This is a genomic window from Echinicola shivajiensis (assembly GCF_018642165.1).
Lineage (GTDB): Bacteria > Bacteroidota > Bacteroidia > Cytophagales > Cyclobacteriaceae > Echinicola > Echinicola shivajiensis.
In genome coordinates this window covers 59,917-79,402 of sequence record NZ_JAHHZM010000020.1, presented here as the reverse complement: position 1 = coordinate 79,402, position 19,486 = coordinate 59,917, and the positions used below count along the sequence as shown (strand labels likewise).

Annotated in this window: 17 protein-coding genes; 10 read left to right on the top strand and 7 right to left on the bottom strand. The window is 39.1% G+C overall.

Annotated features, from left to right (window positions below):
- Positions 1–17: 17 nt before the first annotated feature.
- The 5 genes from KMW37_RS20990 to mutY form a co-directional block, all read right to left on the bottom strand.
- Entirely contained in the window at positions 18–1,496 is a 1,479-nt protein-coding gene (locus tag KMW37_RS20990) for a glutamate synthase subunit beta (RefSeq protein ID WP_215226605.1), read from the bottom strand.
- 1 nt (position 1,497) lies between these two features.
- Complete coding sequence (gene gltB, locus KMW37_RS20985; protein WP_215226604.1) at positions 1,498–5,997, bottom strand: glutamate synthase large subunit; 4,500 nt, start codon at positions 5,995–5,997, stop codon at positions 1,498–1,500.
- Positions 5,998–6,419: 422 nt separating this feature from the next.
- The gene (gldE, locus tag KMW37_RS20980; RefSeq protein ID WP_215226603.1) at positions 6,420–7,769 is read right to left on the bottom strand and encodes a gliding motility-associated protein GldE; all 1,350 of its coding nucleotides are present in this window, start codon (positions 7,767–7,769) and stop codon (positions 6,420–6,422) included.
- A 66-nt stretch (positions 7,770–7,835) separates the two neighbouring features.
- Positions 7,836–8,300, bottom strand: coding sequence for a single-stranded DNA-binding protein (locus KMW37_RS20975; RefSeq protein WP_215226602.1), 465 nt, complete (start codon positions 8,298–8,300; stop codon positions 7,836–7,838).
- A gap of 51 nt (positions 8,301–8,351) precedes the next feature.
- Positions 8,352–9,425, bottom strand: a complete 1,074-nt coding sequence (mutY, locus tag KMW37_RS20970; RefSeq protein WP_215226601.1) for an A/G-specific adenine glycosylase — start codon at positions 9,423–9,425, stop codon at positions 8,352–8,354.
- 158 nt (positions 9,426–9,583) lie between these two features.
- Between mutY and KMW37_RS20965 the strand changes: the two genes are divergently transcribed.
- The 3 genes from KMW37_RS20965 to KMW37_RS20955 all read left to right on the top strand — a co-directional run bounded on the left by KMW37_RS20965 (position 9,584) and on the right by KMW37_RS20955 (position 12,483).
- Positions 9,584–9,892: an HU family DNA-binding protein gene (locus tag KMW37_RS20965; RefSeq protein WP_112784269.1), complete on the top strand. Its 309-nt coding sequence runs from the start codon at positions 9,584–9,586 to the stop codon at positions 9,890–9,892.
- Between the two features lie 20 nt (positions 9,893–9,912).
- Positions 9,913–10,731: a tetratricopeptide repeat protein gene (locus KMW37_RS20960; RefSeq protein ID WP_215226600.1), complete on the top strand. Its 819-nt coding sequence runs from the start codon at positions 9,913–9,915 to the stop codon at positions 10,729–10,731.
- A gap of 180 nt (positions 10,732–10,911) precedes the next feature.
- Positions 10,912–12,483, top strand: coding sequence for an Rne/Rng family ribonuclease (locus tag KMW37_RS20955; protein WP_215226599.1), 1,572 nt, complete (start codon positions 10,912–10,914; stop codon positions 12,481–12,483).
- A gap of 21 nt (positions 12,484–12,504) precedes the next feature.
- On the opposite strand, the gene KMW37_RS20950 is transcribed toward KMW37_RS20955, so the two are convergent.
- The gene (locus KMW37_RS20950) at positions 12,505–13,278 is read right to left on the bottom strand and encodes a type III pantothenate kinase (RefSeq protein ID WP_215226598.1); all 774 of its coding nucleotides are present in this window, start codon (positions 13,276–13,278) and stop codon (positions 12,505–12,507) included.
- Between the two features lie 134 nt (positions 13,279–13,412).
- Here KMW37_RS20950 and KMW37_RS20945 point away from each other — a divergent pair, with 134 nt between their 5' ends.
- A complete protein-coding gene (locus KMW37_RS20945) occupies positions 13,413–13,895 on the top strand; it encodes a GNAT family N-acetyltransferase (RefSeq protein ID WP_215226597.1) in 483 nt (160 codons plus the stop codon).
- Positions 13,896–13,930: 35 nt separating this feature from the next.
- On the opposite strand, the gene KMW37_RS20940 is transcribed toward KMW37_RS20945, so the two are convergent.
- Positions 13,931–14,233, bottom strand: a complete 303-nt coding sequence (locus KMW37_RS20940) for a DUF4286 family protein (RefSeq protein WP_215226596.1) — start codon at positions 14,231–14,233, stop codon at positions 13,931–13,933.
- Positions 14,234–14,414: 181 nt separating this feature from the next.
- On the opposite strand from KMW37_RS20940, the gene KMW37_RS20935 reads away from it, so the two are divergent.
- The 6 genes from KMW37_RS20935 (at position 14,415) to KMW37_RS20910 (ending at position 19,480) form a co-directional block, all read left to right on the top strand.
- Positions 14,415–14,861 carry a sterol desaturase family protein gene (locus KMW37_RS20935; RefSeq protein ID WP_215226623.1) on the top strand — a complete coding sequence of 149 codons (447 nt, stop codon included), beginning with the start codon at positions 14,415–14,417 and terminating at the stop codon, positions 14,859–14,861.
- Complete coding sequence (locus KMW37_RS20930) at positions 14,858–15,754, top strand: MerR family transcriptional regulator (protein ID WP_215226595.1); 897 nt, start codon at positions 14,858–14,860, stop codon at positions 15,752–15,754. The genes KMW37_RS20935 and KMW37_RS20930 overlap by 4 nt, the downstream gene beginning before the upstream one ends.
- A gap of 156 nt (positions 15,755–15,910) precedes the next feature.
- A complete protein-coding gene (locus KMW37_RS20925) occupies positions 15,911–16,420 on the top strand; it encodes an RNA polymerase sigma factor (protein ID WP_215226594.1) in 510 nt (169 codons plus the stop codon).
- A 1-nt stretch (position 16,421) separates the two neighbouring features.
- Positions 16,422–17,918 (top strand): phytoene desaturase family protein, encoded by a 1,497-nt coding sequence (locus KMW37_RS20920; RefSeq protein ID WP_215226593.1) that lies wholly within the window; start codon positions 16,422–16,424, stop codon positions 17,916–17,918.
- Between the two features lie 4 nt (positions 17,919–17,922).
- Positions 17,923–18,765, top strand: coding sequence for a phytoene/squalene synthase family protein (locus KMW37_RS20915; protein ID WP_215226592.1), 843 nt, complete (start codon positions 17,923–17,925; stop codon positions 18,763–18,765).
- A gap of 7 nt (positions 18,766–18,772) precedes the next feature.
- Positions 18,773–19,480, top strand: coding sequence for a lycopene cyclase domain-containing protein (locus KMW37_RS20910; protein ID WP_215226591.1), 708 nt, complete (start codon positions 18,773–18,775; stop codon positions 19,478–19,480).
- Positions 19,481–19,486 lie beyond the last annotated feature (6 nt).

Here is a 19,486-nt window from a genome sequence, read left to right as displayed (position 1 = left end):
ATAAAACTAAACTACTGTTATTCACAGAATTCAGCGTCTTCTACGTTCTCAAAGAAAGAACGATCTTTTCTTGGGAGGTTAGATTTACCCATTAGGAATTCATCCACTTTTACAGCTGACTCCCTTCCTTCAGAAATAGCCCAAACCACTAGAGACTGTCCTCTTCGCATATCACCAGCCAAGAAAACTTTTTGGTTAGTACTTTGGTATTCTTTTGACTTAGGAAGTGAATTTTCCATAGCTTCCACACCAAATGCATCAAGAAGACCATTTTGCTTAGGGCCGGTATAACCGATAGCCAATAAAGCAAGGTCACAAGGAACGGTTCTCTCAGTTCCTTCAATTTCGAAGAACTGCATTCTGCCGTTTTCCTCTTTCCATTCGATGTCCACTAAGGTAAGACCGGTAACTTGGCCTTGCTCATCTTTGGTGAACTCTTTGGTCAATACCGACCAAACCCTATCAGCACCTTCTTCATGGGAGCTTGAAGTTTTAAGGGTCATTGGCCATTCAGGCCAAGGGTTCAAGTGAGCACGTTGCTTTGGTGGCTTTGGCAATAATTCCAGCTGAGTAATGGAAGCAGCACCGTGACGGTTAGAAGTACCGATGCAGTCACTTCCAGTATCACCGCCACCGATTACGATGACATGCTTGCCCTTAGCAGAAATTGGGTTTGGGGTATCTCTTTCTCCACTAACCACTTTATTTTGTTCTCCTAGGAATTCCATGGCAAAGTGAACTCCTTTAGCTTCTCTACCTTTGATCTTAAGATCTCTTGGTTCTTGAGCTCCAGTGGAAAGCACTACTGCATCAAAGTCCTTAAGGATGCTTTCTGCTTTTGTTGTGTCGATTTCAGTTCCGGTGGCAAAAATAACCCCTTCATCTTCCATCAGTTTAACACGGCGATCAATTACCCATTTCTCCATTTTGAAATCAGGGATCCCATATCTTAGCAGACCACCTACTTTTTGGTCTTTCTCAAATAAGGTTACCTCATGCCCAGCTTGGTTCAATTGGTCAGCAGCAGCAAGTCCTGCAGGACCTGCACCGATAACTGCCACTTTTTTATCCGTTCTGGTTTCTGGAGATTTTGGAGTAGCAAGGCCCAATTCATAGGCCTTCTCCGCAATATTTTTTTCGATCAATTCAATTGCAACAGGATCCTTGTTGATACCTAGCACACAGCTGGCCTCACAAGGGGCAGGACAAATCCTTCCTGTAAATTCAGGGAAATTATTGGTGCCTCTTAGGATATCAAAAGCCTCTCCCCATTCTTTACGGTAAACTGCATCATTGAATTCTGGGATTACATTGCCCAGTGGACATCCCTGATGACAAAAAGGGATACCACAATCCATACATCTTGCAGCCTGATTGTTTAGTTTTTCAGGGGCAATCGGATGATGGATATCATTATAATCGCCAACCCTTTCTTTTGGGTCTCTATTATCTTCTAACTCTCTTTTATATTTAAGGAATCCGTCGTTCGCTCCCATCTTACACTAAAGTTTTTGATTGTTCTTCTTGTTTTAACGCTCTTTGCTTAAGTACAGCTTTGTAATCTCTTGGCATCACCTTGATGAATTTCTCCTTCTCGGTTTCCCAATTTTCTAGGAATTTAGCTGCCAAGCTACTGTTGGTGTACTTAACGTGAAGTTCGAGTTCTTTCTTGATGATGTCGAAATCTTCTTGCTCCAATGGATCCAAATCAACCATTTCCTGATTGATATGTTTCACATTATCCTTTAGTAGGTAGGCGACACCGCCGCTCATACCTGCTGCGAAGTTTCTTCCAATTTCACCTAGATTGATCACCTGGCCACCGGTCATGTATTCACAACCGTGATCTCCGATACCTTCTACTACGGTTTTCACACCTGAGTTTCTTACGCAGAAACGTTCTCCACCCTTACCGTTGATGTAAGCGTGTCCAGAAGTGGCACCATAGAAGGCTACGTTACCGATGATGATGTTTTCCTCAGCTTTGAATTTTGCATTTCTGCTAGGATAGATCACCAACTGACCACCTGAAAGGCCTTTACCAAAATAATCATTGGCTTCACCTTCCAACTCGAATGTTACTCCTTTTGTCAGGAATAAGCCGAAGCTTTGCCCTGCCGAACCCATAAACTTATAGTGGATAGTATCATCCGGTAAGCCTGGACTTCCATAAATCTTGGAGATTTCATTGGAAAGCATAGCTCCAACCGAACGGTCTATATTTTTGATCTGGAAATTATCCTTAACAGGATTAGCCTGCTCAAGTGCTGGAAGTGCTGATTTGATCAACTTTCTGTCCAATACTTTCTTCAATTTGAAATCCTGGTCGATTTGCTTGTAGATACCTACGTGCTCAGGAACTTCTACCATGTGGAAGATTGGGCTAAGGTCTAGTTTATCCCATTTCCAATGGTTCAAGTGACCGGTAGATTTCAGTACATTTGACTGACCTACCATTTCGTTAACCGTTCTGAATCCTAAGGAAGCCATGATCTCTCTCAAGTCTTCAGCAAGGAATTTGAAGAAGTTAACCACATGGTCAGGGTTACCTGTAAATAGTTTTCTTAACTCAGGATTTTGCGTGGCAATACCTACTGGGCAGGTGTTCAAGTGGCATTTTCTCATCATGATACATCCTTCCACAACCAAGGCTGCAGTAGAAATACCCCATTCTTCAGCACCCAATAAGGCGGCGATGGCCAAATCCTTACCAGTTCTTACTTGACCGTCAGTTTGAAGGGTTACTCGGCTTCTAAGGTTGTTTTTCACCAAAGTCTGGTGAGCTTCAGCCAAACCAAGTTCCCAAGGTAAACCAGCGTGTCTGATGGAACTCAATGGAGAAGCACCAGTACCACCGTCAGCACCTGAAATCAAGATAACATCAGATTGTGCTTTTGCAACACCGGCAGCTACTGTGCCTACACCAGCTTGAGAAACCAGTTTCACGTTGATACGTGCTTTTCTGTTGGCGTTTTTCAAGTCATAGATCAACTGAGCCAAATCCTCAATAGAGTAAATATCGTGGTGAGGAGGAGGGGAGATAAGACCTACTCCTGGAGTAGAGTGTCTTACACGTCCGATCCAATCATCCACTTTGTGACCTGGAAGCTGTCCACCTTCACCAGGTTTCGCTCCCTGAGCCATTTTAATCTGCAATTCTTCGGCATTGGTGAGGTAGTTACTGGTCACACCAAATCTACCAGAAGCGACCTGCTTGATAGCTGATCTTTCCCAATCACCGTTTTCTTTTCTTTCGAAACGGATTTCATCTTCTCCACCCTCACCACTGTTGGATTTTGCACCGATACGGTTCATGGCGACAGCCAAGGTAGAGTGAGCTTCGTGAGAAATGGAACCAAATGACATGGCACCAGTAGCAAAACGCTTCAGGATAGCTTCAGCTGGTTCTACTTCTTCTATCGGAATAGAAATTCTTTTCTTAAACTCAAACAATCCCCTAATGGTAAGGGCATCTTTGGTTTGGTTATTTACTTTTTCAGCAAACTTCTTGTACAGTGCGTAGTCATTGTTTGCTGTGGATTTTTGTAGCAAATGGATGGTTTCAGGATTGAAAAGGTGTTTCTCACCTCTTCTTTTCCACTGGTATACTCCACCAGTTTCCAATCTCGGTCCTTCAAATCCATACGCTGCATTATGTCTGGTAAGTACTTCCTCAGCTAGTTCGTCAAAAGAAACACCGCTGATTCTACTGATAGTACCTTTAAAGCATCTTTCGATTACCTCTGGGCCTAAACCAACTGCCTCGAAAATCTGGGCACTTTGGTATGACTGAAGAGTACTGATACCCATTTTTGATAGGACTTTCAGCAAGCCTTTTCCAATCGCATCTTGATAGTTTTCGAACAATTCTTTCTCTTCGAATTTTTTAGAAAGCTGCTCATTCTCATTCAAGTGAACAAGTGTCTCAAGAGCCAAATATGGGTTGACCGCACTAGCACCGTAACCAACAGCAGTGGCAAAGTGATGGGTCTCTCTGATATCACCAGCTTCAGCAATAATGCCAGCCTTGGTTCTCAATTTCTTGTTGACCAAGTGGTGGTGAACACCACCAATAGCCAATAGTGAAGGGATTGGAGCAACACCTTCATAAGTGTTTCTATCAGAAATGATCAGGACGTTATAGCCTTCGTTGATAGCGTCAACAGCTTCTTGACAAAGCTTGTCCAATGCCTCAAGCATTCTGCCTGGCTTGTGGTCAGCTTTGAAATGAGCATAAAGGGTTTTAGACCTGTATCCTTTGTTTTCAAGGTTCTTGATTTTTTCCAAATCCTCATTCAACAACACTGGCTGAGAAATGTGGATCTGTCTGGTGTGCTGAGGGCTTTCCTGTAGGATATTGTAGCCTTCACCGATTCTGGTGAAAAGTGACATCACCAATCTCTCCCTGATCGGGTCAATAGGAGGGTTACTTACCTGGGCGAATAACTGCTTGAAGTAATTGGAAATATGTTGGCTTTGCTTGGAAAGTACAGCAGGAGGCGTATCCGCACCCATTGAACCTAGTGGTTCATAAGCTGTATCTCCCATTGGAGCCAAGATAGTATTGACATCTTCAGTAGTATAACCGAAGACAGTTTGTCTTTCTTTGATATTTTGGGTGTTATAAGGCTGAGAAAGCACCTTAGGGCTTGGCATCAATCTCAATTTCAACCTTTCTTTTCTTACCCAAGTATCGTAAGGCTTGTTTTCGCAAACTTCAGCTTTTACTTCCTCATCGAACATTACCTTACCCTTTTCAAGGTCAGCCATAATCATTCTTCCAGGGCTGATTCTACCTTTTTCTGTTACAGTAGCTTCTCTGATTGGTAAAGCACCTGCCTCAGAAGAAAGAATCAATCTGTCATCAGAAGTAGTGAAGTAACGAAGTGGTCTTAAGCCGTTTCTGTCCAAAGTTGCGCCCAAAGACTTACCGTCAGTGAACAATAAGGCCGCAGGACCATCCCATGGCTCCATCAATGCTGCATGGAACTTATAGAATGCCTTTTTGGACTTGTCCATTGATTTATTGTCCTGCCAAGCTTCAGGTACCAACATCATCATAACATGTGGTAAAGATCTTCCACTTAGGGTCAGCAATTCTACCATCGCATCCAGGTTAGCTGAATCAGAATAAGTAGAATTGGTAATTGGCATTAATTTGTCAAGCTCTTCATCGTTAAACAACTCAGACTTCATCAATGACTCCTTAGAGCGCATCTTGTTCAGGTTACCTCTGATGGTGTTGATCTCTCCATTGTGGGATAAATACCTGAAAGGTTGCGCCAATCTCCAGTTAGGGAATGTGTTGGTAGAAAATCTTGAGTGAACTAATGCAAGGGCAGAAGTTATTTTATTGTTTTGAAGATCCTTATAAAAAGCAAGAACCTGATCAGTTCTCAATTGTCCTTTATAAATAAGGGTATTGGAACTGAAACTAGCAAAGTAAAATGATCTATTAACCCCTGGGATTGTTGAGTTAATTACTTTTGTAGCATAGTTTCTTAGCACATAAAGTTTTCTTTCAAGTGCCTTGCCTACTAGACCTTCTTTATGTTTAACGAAAAGCTGCTCAATATTTGGCATTACTTCCAAAGCACCTGAGCCTGGTACAGTTTCATCCACAGGGACTTCTCTGTAACCGATGAGCTCAAAATCCATTTCCTCCAGGATTTTATTGAGCAGTATTTTTGATTTTTTATGTAGTTGTTTGTTCTTAGGAAAAAATGTCATGCCCACTCCATAACTACCTTCTTCTGGTAGTTCAAAGCCAGCACGGTGAGTCACCTCCTTCATAAAATCATGTGGTACCTGAATCAAAATACCCGCTCCATCACCTGTTTTAGGATCACTGCCTCTTCCTCCTCTATGCTCCATATTGCTCAGCATAAAGAGCGCATCACTTATCGTCTCATGGCTTTTGTTGCCCTTCACATTGACCACAGCGCCAATCCCACAGGCGTCGTGCTCAAACTGTGAATGGTATAATCCTTCATTCATAGTTAGTGTTATTTAAATAGGTTTGTAAATTCGATTGAATAAATTACAAAGAATTTTTCTTTTTTTAAAATCTCGGCAACAAAAGAACGAAAAAAATACATTAGTAACCAAATTTGGCTATGATTTTTACAATTATTAAAATAGAAATCTGGAAGCTGTTATTGCTGACTATTGGTAATTTTATGTTGAATTGACTGAAATAGGTTGAAAAATAAACTTGTTTTTTTGAATTTTACGTAAAATTACTCAGATGGGGTTTGAAAAAATGAATTTCTAATTGTTTTCTCTGAAATTAAAAATAATTAGGGTAAACCTGATAGTATTCAAGTTTATTGGTGAATTTTTGAAAAAATGTGAATACTTATATCCTTTATCCTTCTTTGAAAATTTATATTGACTGTTTCTTTCTTTTTTTCTGGATGTTAATCTTCGTTATGCGATAAATCTCCCGTTACTTGTGGGTTCATATAGACCTTTACTTTTTTGATTCTCCTTGCATCCACAGCCAATATGGTAAATGTGAATTTATCAAATTGAATCTTGGATCCGTTTTTAGGGAGTTTTCTGTTAAGTTCCAGTAGTAGGCCGCCAAGCGACTCGCTATCTCCTTTTACCTCGTCAAATGATTGCGGGTCGAGTTCCAGTCTTTTGCAGAAGTCATTTAAGGATACTTTTCCTTCGAAAACATGGGTGTTCTCATCGATTTGCTTGTAAAGCAAATTGTCTGCGTCGTCAAATTCGTCATTGATCTCACCGATGATTTCTTCGATCAGGTCTTCAAGGGTAACAAGCCCGGATGTTCCACCGTATTCATCCACAACAATCGCCATATGGACTCTTTTGTTCTGGAAATCCTTTAAAAGGGCGTCCACCTTTTTGTTCTCAGGGACAAACAATCCCTTTCTGGTAAGCGTTTGCCACTGAAAATCATCTTCTTTTTCTATATGTGCCAAGAGGTCCTTAATATAGAGTATCCCCTCTATATTGTCTATGGTTTCTTTATAAACAGGAATCCTTGAATAGCCGCTTTTATTGATTTTGTCCATTAGCTCATGGAAGTCCATTTCTACATCCACTGCTGTAATGTCCATTCTTGAGCACATCACCTGTTTCACTGACAAAGTGCCAAAGTTCACAATGCCTTTGAAAATATCTTTTTCACCTTCTGTAGTGTGCTCCGCGGTGATTTCTAATGCTTGGTGAAGTTCGTTTACTGAGAGTGTATAGCCCTTTTTTTCAATTCTTCTCTCAATGATGTTGCTTATGGCCATAAGGAAAGAAGAAAGCGGTGCTAGGGCAATAGAGAAAAAATGCAAGGATTTGGCCATGAGTTTGGAGAAGCTTACCCGTGCATTGTTGGCATATACTTTTGGTACTATCTCACCGAAAAAGACAATGGCAAAGGTAACTCCAACGGTCTGAATAAGAATGATGAGAATTCCTGTGGCATCTGTTCCAAAAAGGTTGATGGTGAAGAAAGTGGTCAGGGTTACAATACCAATATTAATAAGGTTGTTCAGTATTAATATAGTGCTAAGAAGTTTTTGAGGAGCTTCTATTAGCTTGATGACCAGTTCAGAGTTTTCTTCCGATTCATTACTCAACTCTCCTAGATCATCGTGGGATAAAGAAAAATAAGCCACTTCAGAGCCTGATACTAGGGCTGAAGCCATTAACAGAAGTAGAAAAATGAGGCTGTTTATTATGATATAGCCAGCTGAAATCTGGTTAATTTCAGCCAGCATTGACAAACTCGGGTATGGATCGTCCATTAAATGATTCAAATATTGTTATGCAAAATTAATGATTTATCCATTAGGATTCTAATCTGATGTAAATTAGAATGGAAGGTCATCTTCTCCCTCATCTATATTGGTATTCGATGAAGGCATTGATGCAGGTTGTGGACTGTTTGAGCTTGCTTGGCTCATGGTGTTAGGATTTGAGCTTGGTTGGCCACCTCCTTCGGAATTTCTTGATCCTAGCATAGTAAAGCTTAGTACCCTGATTTTAGTCCTTTTCCTGTTATTGCCTTGTTCATCTTGCCAAGTGTCGGATTTGATTTTTCCCTCGACAAAGATTTGACTGCCTTTTCTAAGGTATTGTTCAGCTATTTTTGCCTGTCCATCCCAAAGTTCAAGATCATGCCATTCGGTGTTTTCTACACGATTTCCATTTCTGTCCTTATAGGCTTCCGTGGTAGCTAGGGTAAGGTTGGCCACCACACTCCCGCTTTCCAAGTGTCTTACTTCTGGGTCTTTACCTAGGTTGCCTACTAATATTACTTTGTTTACACCGGCCATAGTTTAAATTAAAATTTATGTTGCTTAAATGCGTATAGTTAAAATTAAGGATTATTTTTTATCGTTCAAATATCGGACAATCAGTTTTGGCTTGCCCAAGGCTTCCAATTCATCTGGCTCACGAAGGAGGTATCCTTTATGTTCTGCCCAATCTTCAAGTGCTTTTTGGTAATCACTTGGGATTTTGAAAGAGACAAAGTTTGAAAAAATTTTTTGATGAGTTAGTATATGTTTATAAGTCTTTTCGCTTTCAAAATGGATCGTTGGGCTAAATGCTTGAAGTTCATGAAACAATTTTGATTCTTCGAGGTCTATGTTTTCCGGTGATTGAAATTCAACCAAGGGAAAGTCGGTTAAGCCCTCCCAAATATCTTTAGGTCCTCTTGTTTTAGTGATGGTTTTCCCATTGCACTCTATATCATGGTACAAGAAAGCCCTTGTGCTAACTTTTATCTTTTTGTTCTTGACCGGTAATTTTTCGACCAAGTCATTGTTATAAGCGTAGCATCCTGACTGTAAGGGACAGCTATTGCAGTCCGTCTTTTTCGGGGTGCACTGCAATGCGCCAAATTCCATGATGGCTTGGTTGTATTCATCGGGCTGCTCAGGGGAAATGACCTGGTTGGCCAGATTTTGAAATTCTTTTTTGCCTGCAGTGCTGCTAATATCTGTGTCAATTCCGAAATATCTGCTTAATACCCGGAATACATTTCCGTCTACCACGGCTACTTTTTCTTTATAGGCGAAGGAGGCAATTGCAGCGGCTGTATACTGACCGATTCCTTGTAGTTTGAGTAGGCTTTTATAGGTGTTTGGGAATTCGCCTTGGTGGTTGTCCACTACTTGTTTGGCACATTTGTGTAGATTTCTGGCTCTACTATAGTATCCAAGTCCTTGCCAAAGTCTTAAAATTTCTTCTTGTGGACTGGCTGCTAAATCGCCAACAGTCGGATAATTTTCTATGAATTTTTGGAAATATGGTAAGCCTTGTGCCACCCTTGTTTGTTGAAGAATAATTTCTGATAGCCAAATGATATATGGATTTTGGGTGTTTCTCCAAGGCAGATCCCTTTTATTTTCCGGGTACCACTGGAGTAGTTTTTGGGAAAAATGGTTGAAATTCAAAACTTTTGAAATTTTTTCTTAATTCTTTTCGTTGAACAAAAGACGCTAATTTTCTTCATTTTGTTTTTATATTGAAAAGCATCATTTAAATTTGCAGTCCCAAAATTAGTTGGTTAATAGATTGTTAAGCAATTTAATCAAATTAAAATTTAAATACAGTGACTAAAGCAGAGGTAATTACCAAGATTTCGGACAAGACAGGAATTCAGAAGGACGATGTGACTCAAACCATTGAAGCATTTTTCAAGGTGGTGAAAGATTCCATGTCTGAGGGAGAGAATATTTATGTGAGGGGTTTCGGTAGCTTCATCAATAAGAAGCGTGCTAAGAAAATCGCCAGAAACATTTCTAAAAACACTGCTATCGTGATCGATGAGCACTATGTTCCGGCTTTTAAGCCATCAAAAGTCTTCATTGACAAAATCAAAAACAGCAAAAAAGTTAAAGAAGTAGCTTTTCAAGATTAATCCTTAGAAGTTTCTGATTTATGAAAAAGTCGCAAATCATTCTTGTCGTAGCTGTAATTGTCGCTGTTGGTGTCTTGTACTCCCTTCCCAGGGTAGTGGTGGATAACTCAGAAGAAGGTCAAAGTATGGCGCAGCAAGGTGATGCGGCTTCTGAACCTGTCACCGAAGCACACAATGCAAGTGTGGCAGATTCAGACAAATTAACAGTTAGTGGTCTGGCTACCAAACTGGAAAAAGAAGAAAGTAAAGAAAATTTTGTTATCTTTGCAGATTCAATAGCCTCTATCTATTCTGGAGCTGGGATGTATGATAGCGCGGCCTATTATTTAGGGCTAAGTGCTGAGAAGTTCCCTGATCCCAAATCTTTAGAGAAAGCAGGAAATGCTTATTATGAGGCATTTGGCTTTGCGATGGACCAAAATAAAATGGCCTATTTGGCTGAGCAGACCAGATCATATCTAAATCAGGTATTGGAAAATAATCCTGAGAGGCTTGATCTAAAAACTAAAGTGGCCATGACACATGTGTCATCCACAAACCCTATGCAGGGTATTATGATGCTTAGAGAGGTGCTTGAGCAGGATCCTCAAAATGAAGAAGCCCTATTTAATATGGGGGTATTATCCATGCAATCTGGTCAGTATAAGAAGGCAGTGGAGCGTTTTGAAGACCTAATCAGTCATCATCCAGCGAATGTCCAAGGTCAGTTTTACTTGGGGGTGAGCTATTTCGAAGCTAAGCAGAAAAATAAAGCGAAAAAACAGTTTCAGCTGGTGAAAGACATGACAGAAGATCCTATGATCATCTCAAGTGTAGATAACTATCTGGGGCAATTATAAAAGTATTGTTAAACTAAAATCCATAAGATTATGCCTTGCGGTAAAAAAAGAAAAAGACATAAGATCGCTACGCACAAGCGTAAGAAAAGACTAAGAAAAAACAGACATAAGAAGAAGTAATACACTTCTTCTTTTATAGTTTTTACACAAGAACGTTCATTAACATAAAGGAGACACGATTTGAGTACGGAATTAGTAATTGATTCTGCTCAAAACGGTAGTCGAATAGCCCTTTTAAAAAATAAAGGACTGGTTGAACTTCATTCCGATGAAGAAAACAACCAGTTCAAAGTGGGGGATATGTACCTGGGCACGGTCCGTAAAATCGTCAATGGGCTCAATGCAGCTTTTATTGATGTGGGCTATGAAAAGGATGCATTTTTGCATTACCAGGACCTCGGGCCAAAAGTGAAAAGTCTGATCAAGTATACTAAACAGATCAGAAACAATCACTCCGAGCATCCCACGCTTAAAGGGTTTGAGCTAGAACCTGAGATAGAAAAGCTTGGAAAGATTTCTCAAGTCCTTTCTAAAAACAATCAAATTTTAGTTCAGGTTGTAAAGGAGCCGATTTCTACGAAAGGCCCGCGACTATCCTGTGAGCTCTCCTTAGCCGGTCGTTATTTGGTACTGGTACCTTTCTCCAATTCAGTCAATGTATCTAAAAAGATCCGTAAAGCTGAAGAAAGAAGAAGACTTGCCAGGCTAATCACTTCCATCAAACCTGCCAATTTTGGTGTTATCATTAGAACAGTTGCTGAAGGACAGTCTGTAACGGAACTGGACAAAGACCTCAGAAACTTGGTGAACACCTGGGAGGATGGGATGAAGAAGTTGATGAAAGCCAAAAGTAAAGACAAGGTTATAGGAGAAATGAGTATGGCCAGCTCCATAATAAGAGACCTGCTCAACGAATCATTCGATGCAATCACGGTAGAGGATGAATTAATCTATGATCAGATTCGATCTTATATCAGATCGATCGCCCCTGAAAAGGAAAAAATTGTTAAGCTTTACAACGGTAAAGCCAAGCTATTTGAAAGTTTTGGAATTGAAAAGCAGATCAAGAGCCTGTTTGGACAATCGGTAAGTCTTCCGCATGGCGGATACCTTATTATAGAACATACCGAAGCGCTGCACGTTATCGACGTAAACAGCGGAAATAAGTCCAACCAAGAAAGCGACCAGGAAACAACGGCATTAAAAACCAACCTGGTGGCTGTCAAAGAAATTGCCAGACAGCTTCGCCTCCGAGATATGGGAGGGATTATAGTCATTGACTTCATAGATATGAAGAAGGCTGAGAATAAAAGGGCCGTATATGACGCAATGAAGGCTGAGATGAAGGATGATAGGTCCAAGAATACAGTGTTGCCATTGACCAAGTTTGGGTTGATGCAGATCACCAGGCAAAGAGTAAGACCTGAAGTGAATATTGTGACCAAGGAGACCTGCCCTGCATGTAATGGGACAGGAAAAATCCAAGCCTCTATTTTGGTGGCTGATAAGCTGGAAAGAGATCTTGAGTACACTGCTGTGCATCAAAACTTAGCCAATATTAAGGTTGGCTTACACCCTTACCTTCATGCTTATTTTACCCAGGGTATGATTTCCAGAAGGGTAAAGTGGTTTTTTAAATATTTCAAATGGGTAAAACTGATCAAAGATTCTTCATTACCAGTGACGGAGTATAAATTCCTGGATGAAACAGGAGAAGAAATAGAACTTACAGTAAAAGACGGAGCCGAATAAGCTCCGTTTTTTTTTAAACTATTAGGGATTGTTGGTTTCAGTGATCAACTTGATTCCTTTCAGAGTAAGTTCTCTATCTATCATATCAAATTCACCTTCTAAGCTACTGATGATTGCTGAGAGTCCACCAGTAGCAATTGTTTTTACTTCCCTATTCATTTCCTTACGTATGGCCGCAAGCATTCCTTTTACTAGGCCAGTGTAGCCATAGAGGATGCCCGCTTGGATGGAATGTATAGTGTTTTTCCCAATTGCGGATTTGGGCATTTCCAATTTTACTTCTGGAAGTTTGGAGGTATTTCTAAATAGAGATTTAATGGCTGTTTTAAGCCCTGGTACTATGTTGACTCCCATAATTTTGCCTTGCTCATCAATAATGGTAAATGTAAGCGCCGTTCCAAAATCAATGACCACACAGGCGGTTCGGAAATATTCATAAGCTGCTGCCGCATTTGCCATAAGGTCAGTGCCTATTTCTGCAGGTCTAGCCGTTGAAACCAAAAGGCTTGAATAACTTCTTTCATTGATTAAGTGTGGGCTTTTGTTAAAAAATGATTCTGAAAATTGAACCAATAGATTGCTTATTTCCGGTACTACCGAACTGATCCCAACTGCTTTTACTAAAGTAGCGCTCAAACCATTTTCGAGAAAATAGAATTGAATGTTTTTTACCAGATAATTCAGCGTTAGGTCCATTTTGGTTTCCAGACGAAACTCATGGGTCCATTTTTCAGTTGCTGGATTATAAAATCCAAAAACGATATTCGAATTTCCTGCGTCTATAGATAAAAACATATTCTTAATATTTGATTATGTTAGGGTAAGGATAATCTTCAGTGACTTTACTGAGATACTTAAAACTAGCATGTCTCTATTCCAAAAGGAAGGAAGTCTTTAGTTCTTTTTACAATTTTTCATAATTTCGAGTCATGTATACGATCAGAGAAGGAAAAAGAGAAGACTTGCCAAGGATCTTTGAGTTGATCGAGGAATTGGCATTGTATGAAAAAGCTCCAGAGGAAGTGACCAACACGGTTAAAATGATGGAGGAAGATGGTTTTGGCCCTAATCCGGTGTATGGCTTTTTTGTTTTGATCAAGGAAAGTACACAGGAAATTATAGGGACCGCAATATATTATTATAGATACAGTACTTGGAAAGGAAGGAGATTGTACTTGGAAGATTATATAGTTACCGAAAAGGAAAGAGGCAAAGGAGCAGGGAAATTACTTTTTGAAAGAGTAATGAAAAAGTCTGTGGAAGAGAAATGCACGGGTATGATGTGGCAAGTTTTGGATTGGAATGATCCTGCTATTAACTTTTATAAAAAATATAAGGCTGACATAGAAGGTGGGTGGTACAACTGCCATTTGCAATCTGAAGAGATAGAAGAAATGTTAGCTTCCAAATAATAAAAAGCAAAGCCCCAACAATGGGGCTTTGCTTTTTATACCTCTTGAAGGAGGGAGCGGAAAATCGCGTATTTGTCTTTAAAGGATTTTTGGAAATCTTCTTGATGGGCCTGAAGGAATTTGGTTTGGTATTCGTAAACCTTTTCCATGCTATCTGCGAAATACTGTACAGAATAGTTAACTCCACCATCGTGTGGCTCGTGCATTAACTTGTAGAATTTGTTTTCACTGAAAATACCAGTGGCCATCACAGATGGTATATGCTCATCCTTCATCCATTTGATCCATTTCTGCTCTACCTCTTGGTCAATATTTACAGTAATATTATATAAAATCATATTTGTTTATTTTGTTTAAATTCATGACGGAAAGAGTAAACAATTTTAATTTTGTTTACTTTGTTACAAAAATAGGAATAATCCCTGGAAAGCACTTTTAACTTAGGCTCAATTAAGAAAAAGTGAATATTGTAAATCACCCGATAAACATTTCAAATCAAAACTGGTTATTCTTTTGATGATGGTTAATGCAATTTTATTTGTGGTAATAGGCTTCTTGTTGATGGAGCTTTCTGGTTGGTTTATACACAAGTTCCTTATGCATGGGTTATTGTGGAGAATCCATAAAACTCACCATGAGCATTCCAAGGGGTTTTTGGAGCTGAATGATGTTTTCTCAATATTGTTTGGTGGCGTGTCAGTTTTACTGATGTGGAAAGGCTTTGGGTCTTTGGACTATCGTTTTTGGCTTGGAGTGGGGATTAGTGTTTATGGTCTTTGTTATTTTCTATTGCATGATGTACTTATTCATAGAAGAAGTAAGTGGTTGAAAAGGCCTAAGAATGTTTTTTTTTCCGGAATATTCAAGGCCCACCAAGCCCATCATGCCAATAACCAAAAGAAAGGAGCGGAAGCATTTGGTTTATTTATTGTTCCAAAGAAGTATTTTAAAGAAGGGAAGAAATGAGTAGTTATTCTATAAAGGATCTGGAGCATCTCTCAGGGATCAAGGCCCATACCTTGAGGATATGGGAGCAGCGCTATGACTTGTTGCATCCAAAGCGCACCGAAACCAATATTCGTTATTACGATGATGATGATCTAAAGCTCATATTGAATGTAGCTTTATTGAACAATAATGGTCTGAAGATATCTAAAATTGCCAAAATGTCCTCTGAAGAGGTTCGGTTAAAGGTGGTTGAGCTGACGGAAGGAGTGATGGCGCATGAAGATCAGATCTATGCCTTGACGGTAGCTATGATAGAAATTGATGAGGAGCGCTTTGATAAGGTATTATCTATGAACAATAGAAGCATTGGTTTTGATGAAACCATGCTAAAGGTCATTTATCCTTTCTTGGCAAAAATTGGTGTTTTATGGCAGGTTGGTTCAATTACACCTGCACAGGAACATTTTATAAGTAATTTGATTAGGCAAAAACTAATTGTTGCCATTGATAGGTATGTTTATCAAGGTGGAGGAAAAAAATTCATGTTGTTTTTGCCTGAAGGAGAACTGCATGAGATCTCGTTACTTTTTGCAAGTTACCTGATCAAAAGAGAAGGGCATAAGGTTATTTATTTGGGACAAAGTACTCCACAAAATGATTTGGGTGAAGTATATAGTTTTCATAAACCAGATTATTTGATCACTGTTGTCACCACTTCTCCGGATATCCATAATTTACAAGTGTATTTGGAAGCCTTGTCCAACCAGTTTTCTGAGAGTAAAATTATAGTCTCTGGTTATCAGGCATTGCGGGCGGAGTTCGAGTTTCCTAAAAACATATATTTAATGGAAAAAATTGAAGATATAAAAATGTTTATGGAGGAGATGAACAATATTCCACAGGAAAAGTAAGAAGGGGAGATGTATTGGATTGAACTAAGCAGGCGAAAGTCTGCTTTTTTATTGCCTTTCCATAAAATTGTTTAACTATAATTAAAAAAATAATAAACAAAACTTTGAATATTGTTTAATTAAAATTATATTTACTTAAACAAAATAATCAAAGGCATGACAACTTTAGAATTCAGTTACTCGCTTAACCAGTATTCCAAGACATTAAAGCCTTTTGCACTTAGGCTGACCAAGGATGTGGATGATGCAAATGATCTGCTACAGGACACAGTCCTAAAAGCATTTACGAATAGAGATAAGTTTTCGGATGGTACTAATTTGAAAGCATGGCTTTATACCATTATGAAAAACACTTTTATTACCAATTATCAGAGAATGGTAAGAAGAGCCACTTTTGTAGATACAACTGATAATTTACATTATATTAACTCTGGTGATGTCTGTATTGAAAATGGTGCTCAGGGAGGCTTTACCCTTGAAGATATCAAAGCCTGTATCGAGAATTTAGACAAAGTGTACAAAGAGCCTTTTATGATGCACTTCAGTGGATATAAGTATCAGGAGATTGCTGAGAAATTAGATCTTCCAATAGGTACTGTTAAAAACAGAATTCATATCGCAAGAAAAATTCTTAAAGAGGATTTAAAAATTTATAAAGTTGATTAGGATGACGGATGATCAGGTAGTGGTAATAGGGGCGGGCTTTGCTGGAATAGCGGCTGCTACCAGGTTGGCCAATCAAGGCTATAGTGTAAAGCTGTTGGAGAGGCACAATAGTCCTGGCGGACGTGCAAGGAATTTTTTCGCTGAAGGATTTACTTTTGATATGGGGCCTAGTTGGTACTGGATGCCTGATGTATTCGAAAACTATTTTTCCCAATTTGGAAAGAAAGTGTCTGATTATTATGAATTGGTGAGGTTAGACCCTTCTTATAAGGTGATTTTTGCTAAGAATGATGAAATGAACATTCCCGCCAATTTTGAAGAGTTAAAGTTGCTTTTTGAAAGAACAGAAACTGGAAGTGCTAAAAAATTAGAAGAGTTTTTGGCTCAAGCAGAACAAAAGTATAAGATTGGTATTCAAGAATGGGTTTACAAGCCTGGCCAATCCGTTTGGGAATTTGCCCAGCCAGGTATAATCAACGACCTGATAAAGCTGGATATATTCCATTCCATGAAAAAACATGTGGCCAAATTTTTTAAAAATGAAAAGCTGATAAGGCTGATGGAGTTTCCCATTTTGTTTTTAGGCCAAACAGCAGAAAAGATACCAGCACTGTATAGTTTGATGAATTATGCTGATTTGGTTTTGGGAACTTGGTATCCTATGGGGGGAATGCATGAGATAGTGAAGGCAATGGTTACTCTTGCTGAGGAAAAGGGGGTTGAATTTGTGTATAATGCAGATGTGTCTCATCTTCAGATTAAGGAGGGCGCTGTATCCTCAATTTTTTTGAAGAATGGAAAAATCATACCTGCTGATATAGTAATTGCTGGCGCTGATTATCATCATGTCGATGCCGCACTATTACCTCCAGAATACAGTAATTATTCCGAAAGATACTGGGACAAGCGTACCCTAGCACCCTCCAGTTTGATTTTCTATTTAGGGGTCGATAAAAAATTATCTGGGCTCAATCATCACAATTTATTTTTTGATGAAGCATTGGAGCCACATGCTGACGCTATATATGAAAATCCTGATTGGCCAGACAAGCCCTTGTTTTATGTGTGCGCGCCATCAGTCACCGATCCATCTGTAGCCCCCAAAGGGAAGGAAAATTTGTTTATCCTTATTCCGTTGGCGCCTGGCTTGGATGACACAGAGGAGCATAAAGAAAGATATTATCATATGGTTATGGATAGGCTTGAAAAGCTCACCGGTCAATCTATTCGTGATCATGTGATCTACAAAAGGGCATATGCTCAAAGCAATTTTGTTCAAGATTATAATGCATATAAAGGTAATGCATATGGTCTGGCCAATACCTTGGGTCAGACAGCTTTGCTTAAACCAAAAATCAAGAACAAGAAGTTAAAAAATTTATATTACACAGGACAGTTAACAGTGCCAGGACCAGGAGTTCCGCCTTCCCTGATTTCTGGGCAGGTGGTCGCTCATGAAATCATTAAAAATCATTTTTCTAAAGCTCATCAAAACTAGACTTATGGACGCCTTAAAGTTATATCATAATACGACATTGGAATGCAGCAAGCTTGTGACACGTCGCTATAGTACCTCTTTTAGTTTGGGTATTCGAGTGATGGATGACCAGTTTCATATGCCAATTTATGGGATATATGGTTTTGTAAGGTTTGCAGATGAGATAGTGGATACTTTTCACCACAAGAACAAAGCGTATCTTTTGGAAAAATTCAGAAAGGATACTTACGAGGCTATTGATCAACAGATCAGCTTAAATCCCATATTGCATGCTTTTCAAATGGTCGTTCATCAATATGGAATTGAAAAGGACTTGATTGATGCTTTTTTGAATAGCATGGCGATGGATTTGGATTTTAGTACATATAGTGATGATAGGTACAAGGAATATATTTATGGTTCAGCAGAAGTGGTTGGCCTGATGTGCTTAAAAGTGTTTTGCCAGGGTAATCATGAAGCCTACGAGAAATTAAAATCCCCTGCTTGTAAATTGGGGTCTGCTTTTCAAAAAGTTAATTTCCTAAGAGATATCAAGAGTGATTTTGAAGAGCGCGGAAGGGTATATTTCCCAGGGGTAGACTATCGGACTTTTGACCATTCAATGAAACAGATGATTGAAGCAGACATAGAAAAGGATTTTGAGGATGCCTATGAAGGAATAAAGAGATTGCCAGTGGGGGCCAAAATAGGGGTTAAGATTGCGTATCTGTATTATCTCAATCTATTCAGGAAAATCAAGAAATTAGAGCCAAATACCATTACCCTTAGGAGGGTGAGGGTTCCAAATATCAAAAAATTATCCCTTTTAATGAGTATTTATTTTGGTACCAAATTAGGTTTCGAATAAGGTGTTTATGGAGAAATATCTCTATTTGATTTTAGACATAGCAACTTTACTGTTGCCTTTGCTGTGGAGTTTCGAATCCAAAATCAACTATTATAAAAAATGGTTTGCCCTATTTCCTGCCATTTTGATCACCAGCTTGGTATTTATCATCTGGGATGAATGGTTTACCGTCATAGAAGTTTGGGGATTTAACCCTAGATATTTGACCGGTGCTTACTTTGGGAGCCTGCCTGTGGAAGAATGTCTTTTTTTTCTGATAGTTCCTTTTTCTACCATATTTATCTATGAGGTACTCCAATATTATATTAGAAAGGATTATTTGGCTAGTAAGGCCAAGGTATTGACTTTTGCACTATTGGGCATATTAATCTTGGTTGGAATTTTGAATCTCGACAAATGGTATACAAGTGTCAATTTCTTGTTTGTTGCTATGTTGTTGTTGTTTCACTACCATTATTTTGGAACCAAAATTCTGGGTAGGTTTTACCTATTTTATTTAGTGCATCTCATTCCCTTTTTATTGTTTAATGGCGCCTTGACAGGTGCTTTTACTCCAGAGCCGGTGGTGTTTTATGATAATGCCGAAAATCTGAGTTTTCGAATCATAACAATTCCTATTGAGGACTTCATTTATTCCTTGGGGCTAATGTTGATGAATATCAGCATTTATGAAAAAATAAAAGAAGGCAAAACAATAATCAGTCCTAAAGGTTAATAAGTT

Coding starts and splice junctions, on each gene's coding strand:
- KMW37_RS20990 (WP_215226605.1), bottom strand. CDS start 1,496: ATGGGAGCGAACGACGGATTCCTTAAATATAAAAGAGAGTTAGAAGAT.
- gltB (WP_215226604.1), bottom strand. CDS start 5,997: ATGAATGAAGGATTATACCATTCACAGTTTGAGCACGACGCCTGTGGG.
- gldE (WP_215226603.1), bottom strand. CDS start 7,769: ATGGACGATCCATACCCGAGTTTGTCAATGCTGGCTGAAATTAACCAG.
- KMW37_RS20975 (WP_215226602.1), bottom strand. CDS start 8,300: ATGGCCGGTGTAAACAAAGTAATATTAGTAGGCAACCTAGGTAAAGAC.
- KMW37_RS20960 (WP_215226600.1), top strand. CDS start 9,913: ATGAAAAAGTCGCAAATCATTCTTGTCGTAGCTGTAATTGTCGCTGTT.
- KMW37_RS20950 (WP_215226598.1), bottom strand. CDS start 13,278: ATGTTTTTATCTATAGACGCAGGAAATTCGAATATCGTTTTTGGATTT.
- KMW37_RS20945 (WP_215226597.1), top strand. CDS start 13,413: ATGTATACGATCAGAGAAGGAAAAAGAGAAGACTTGCCAAGGATCTTT.
- KMW37_RS20940 (WP_215226596.1), bottom strand. CDS start 14,233: ATGATTTTATATAATATTACTGTAAATATTGACCAAGAGGTAGAGCAG.
- KMW37_RS20935 (WP_215226623.1), top strand. CDS start 14,415: ATGGTTAATGCAATTTTATTTGTGGTAATAGGCTTCTTGTTGATGGAG.
- KMW37_RS20930 (WP_215226595.1), top strand. CDS start 14,858: ATGAGTAGTTATTCTATAAAGGATCTGGAGCATCTCTCAGGGATCAAG.
- KMW37_RS20925 (WP_215226594.1), top strand. CDS start 15,911: ATGACAACTTTAGAATTCAGTTACTCGCTTAACCAGTATTCCAAGACA.
- KMW37_RS20920 (WP_215226593.1), top strand. CDS start 16,422: ATGACGGATGATCAGGTAGTGGTAATAGGGGCGGGCTTTGCTGGAATA.
- KMW37_RS20915 (WP_215226592.1), top strand. CDS start 17,923: ATGGACGCCTTAAAGTTATATCATAATACGACATTGGAATGCAGCAAG.
- KMW37_RS20910 (WP_215226591.1), top strand. CDS start 18,773: ATGGAGAAATATCTCTATTTGATTTTAGACATAGCAACTTTACTGTTG.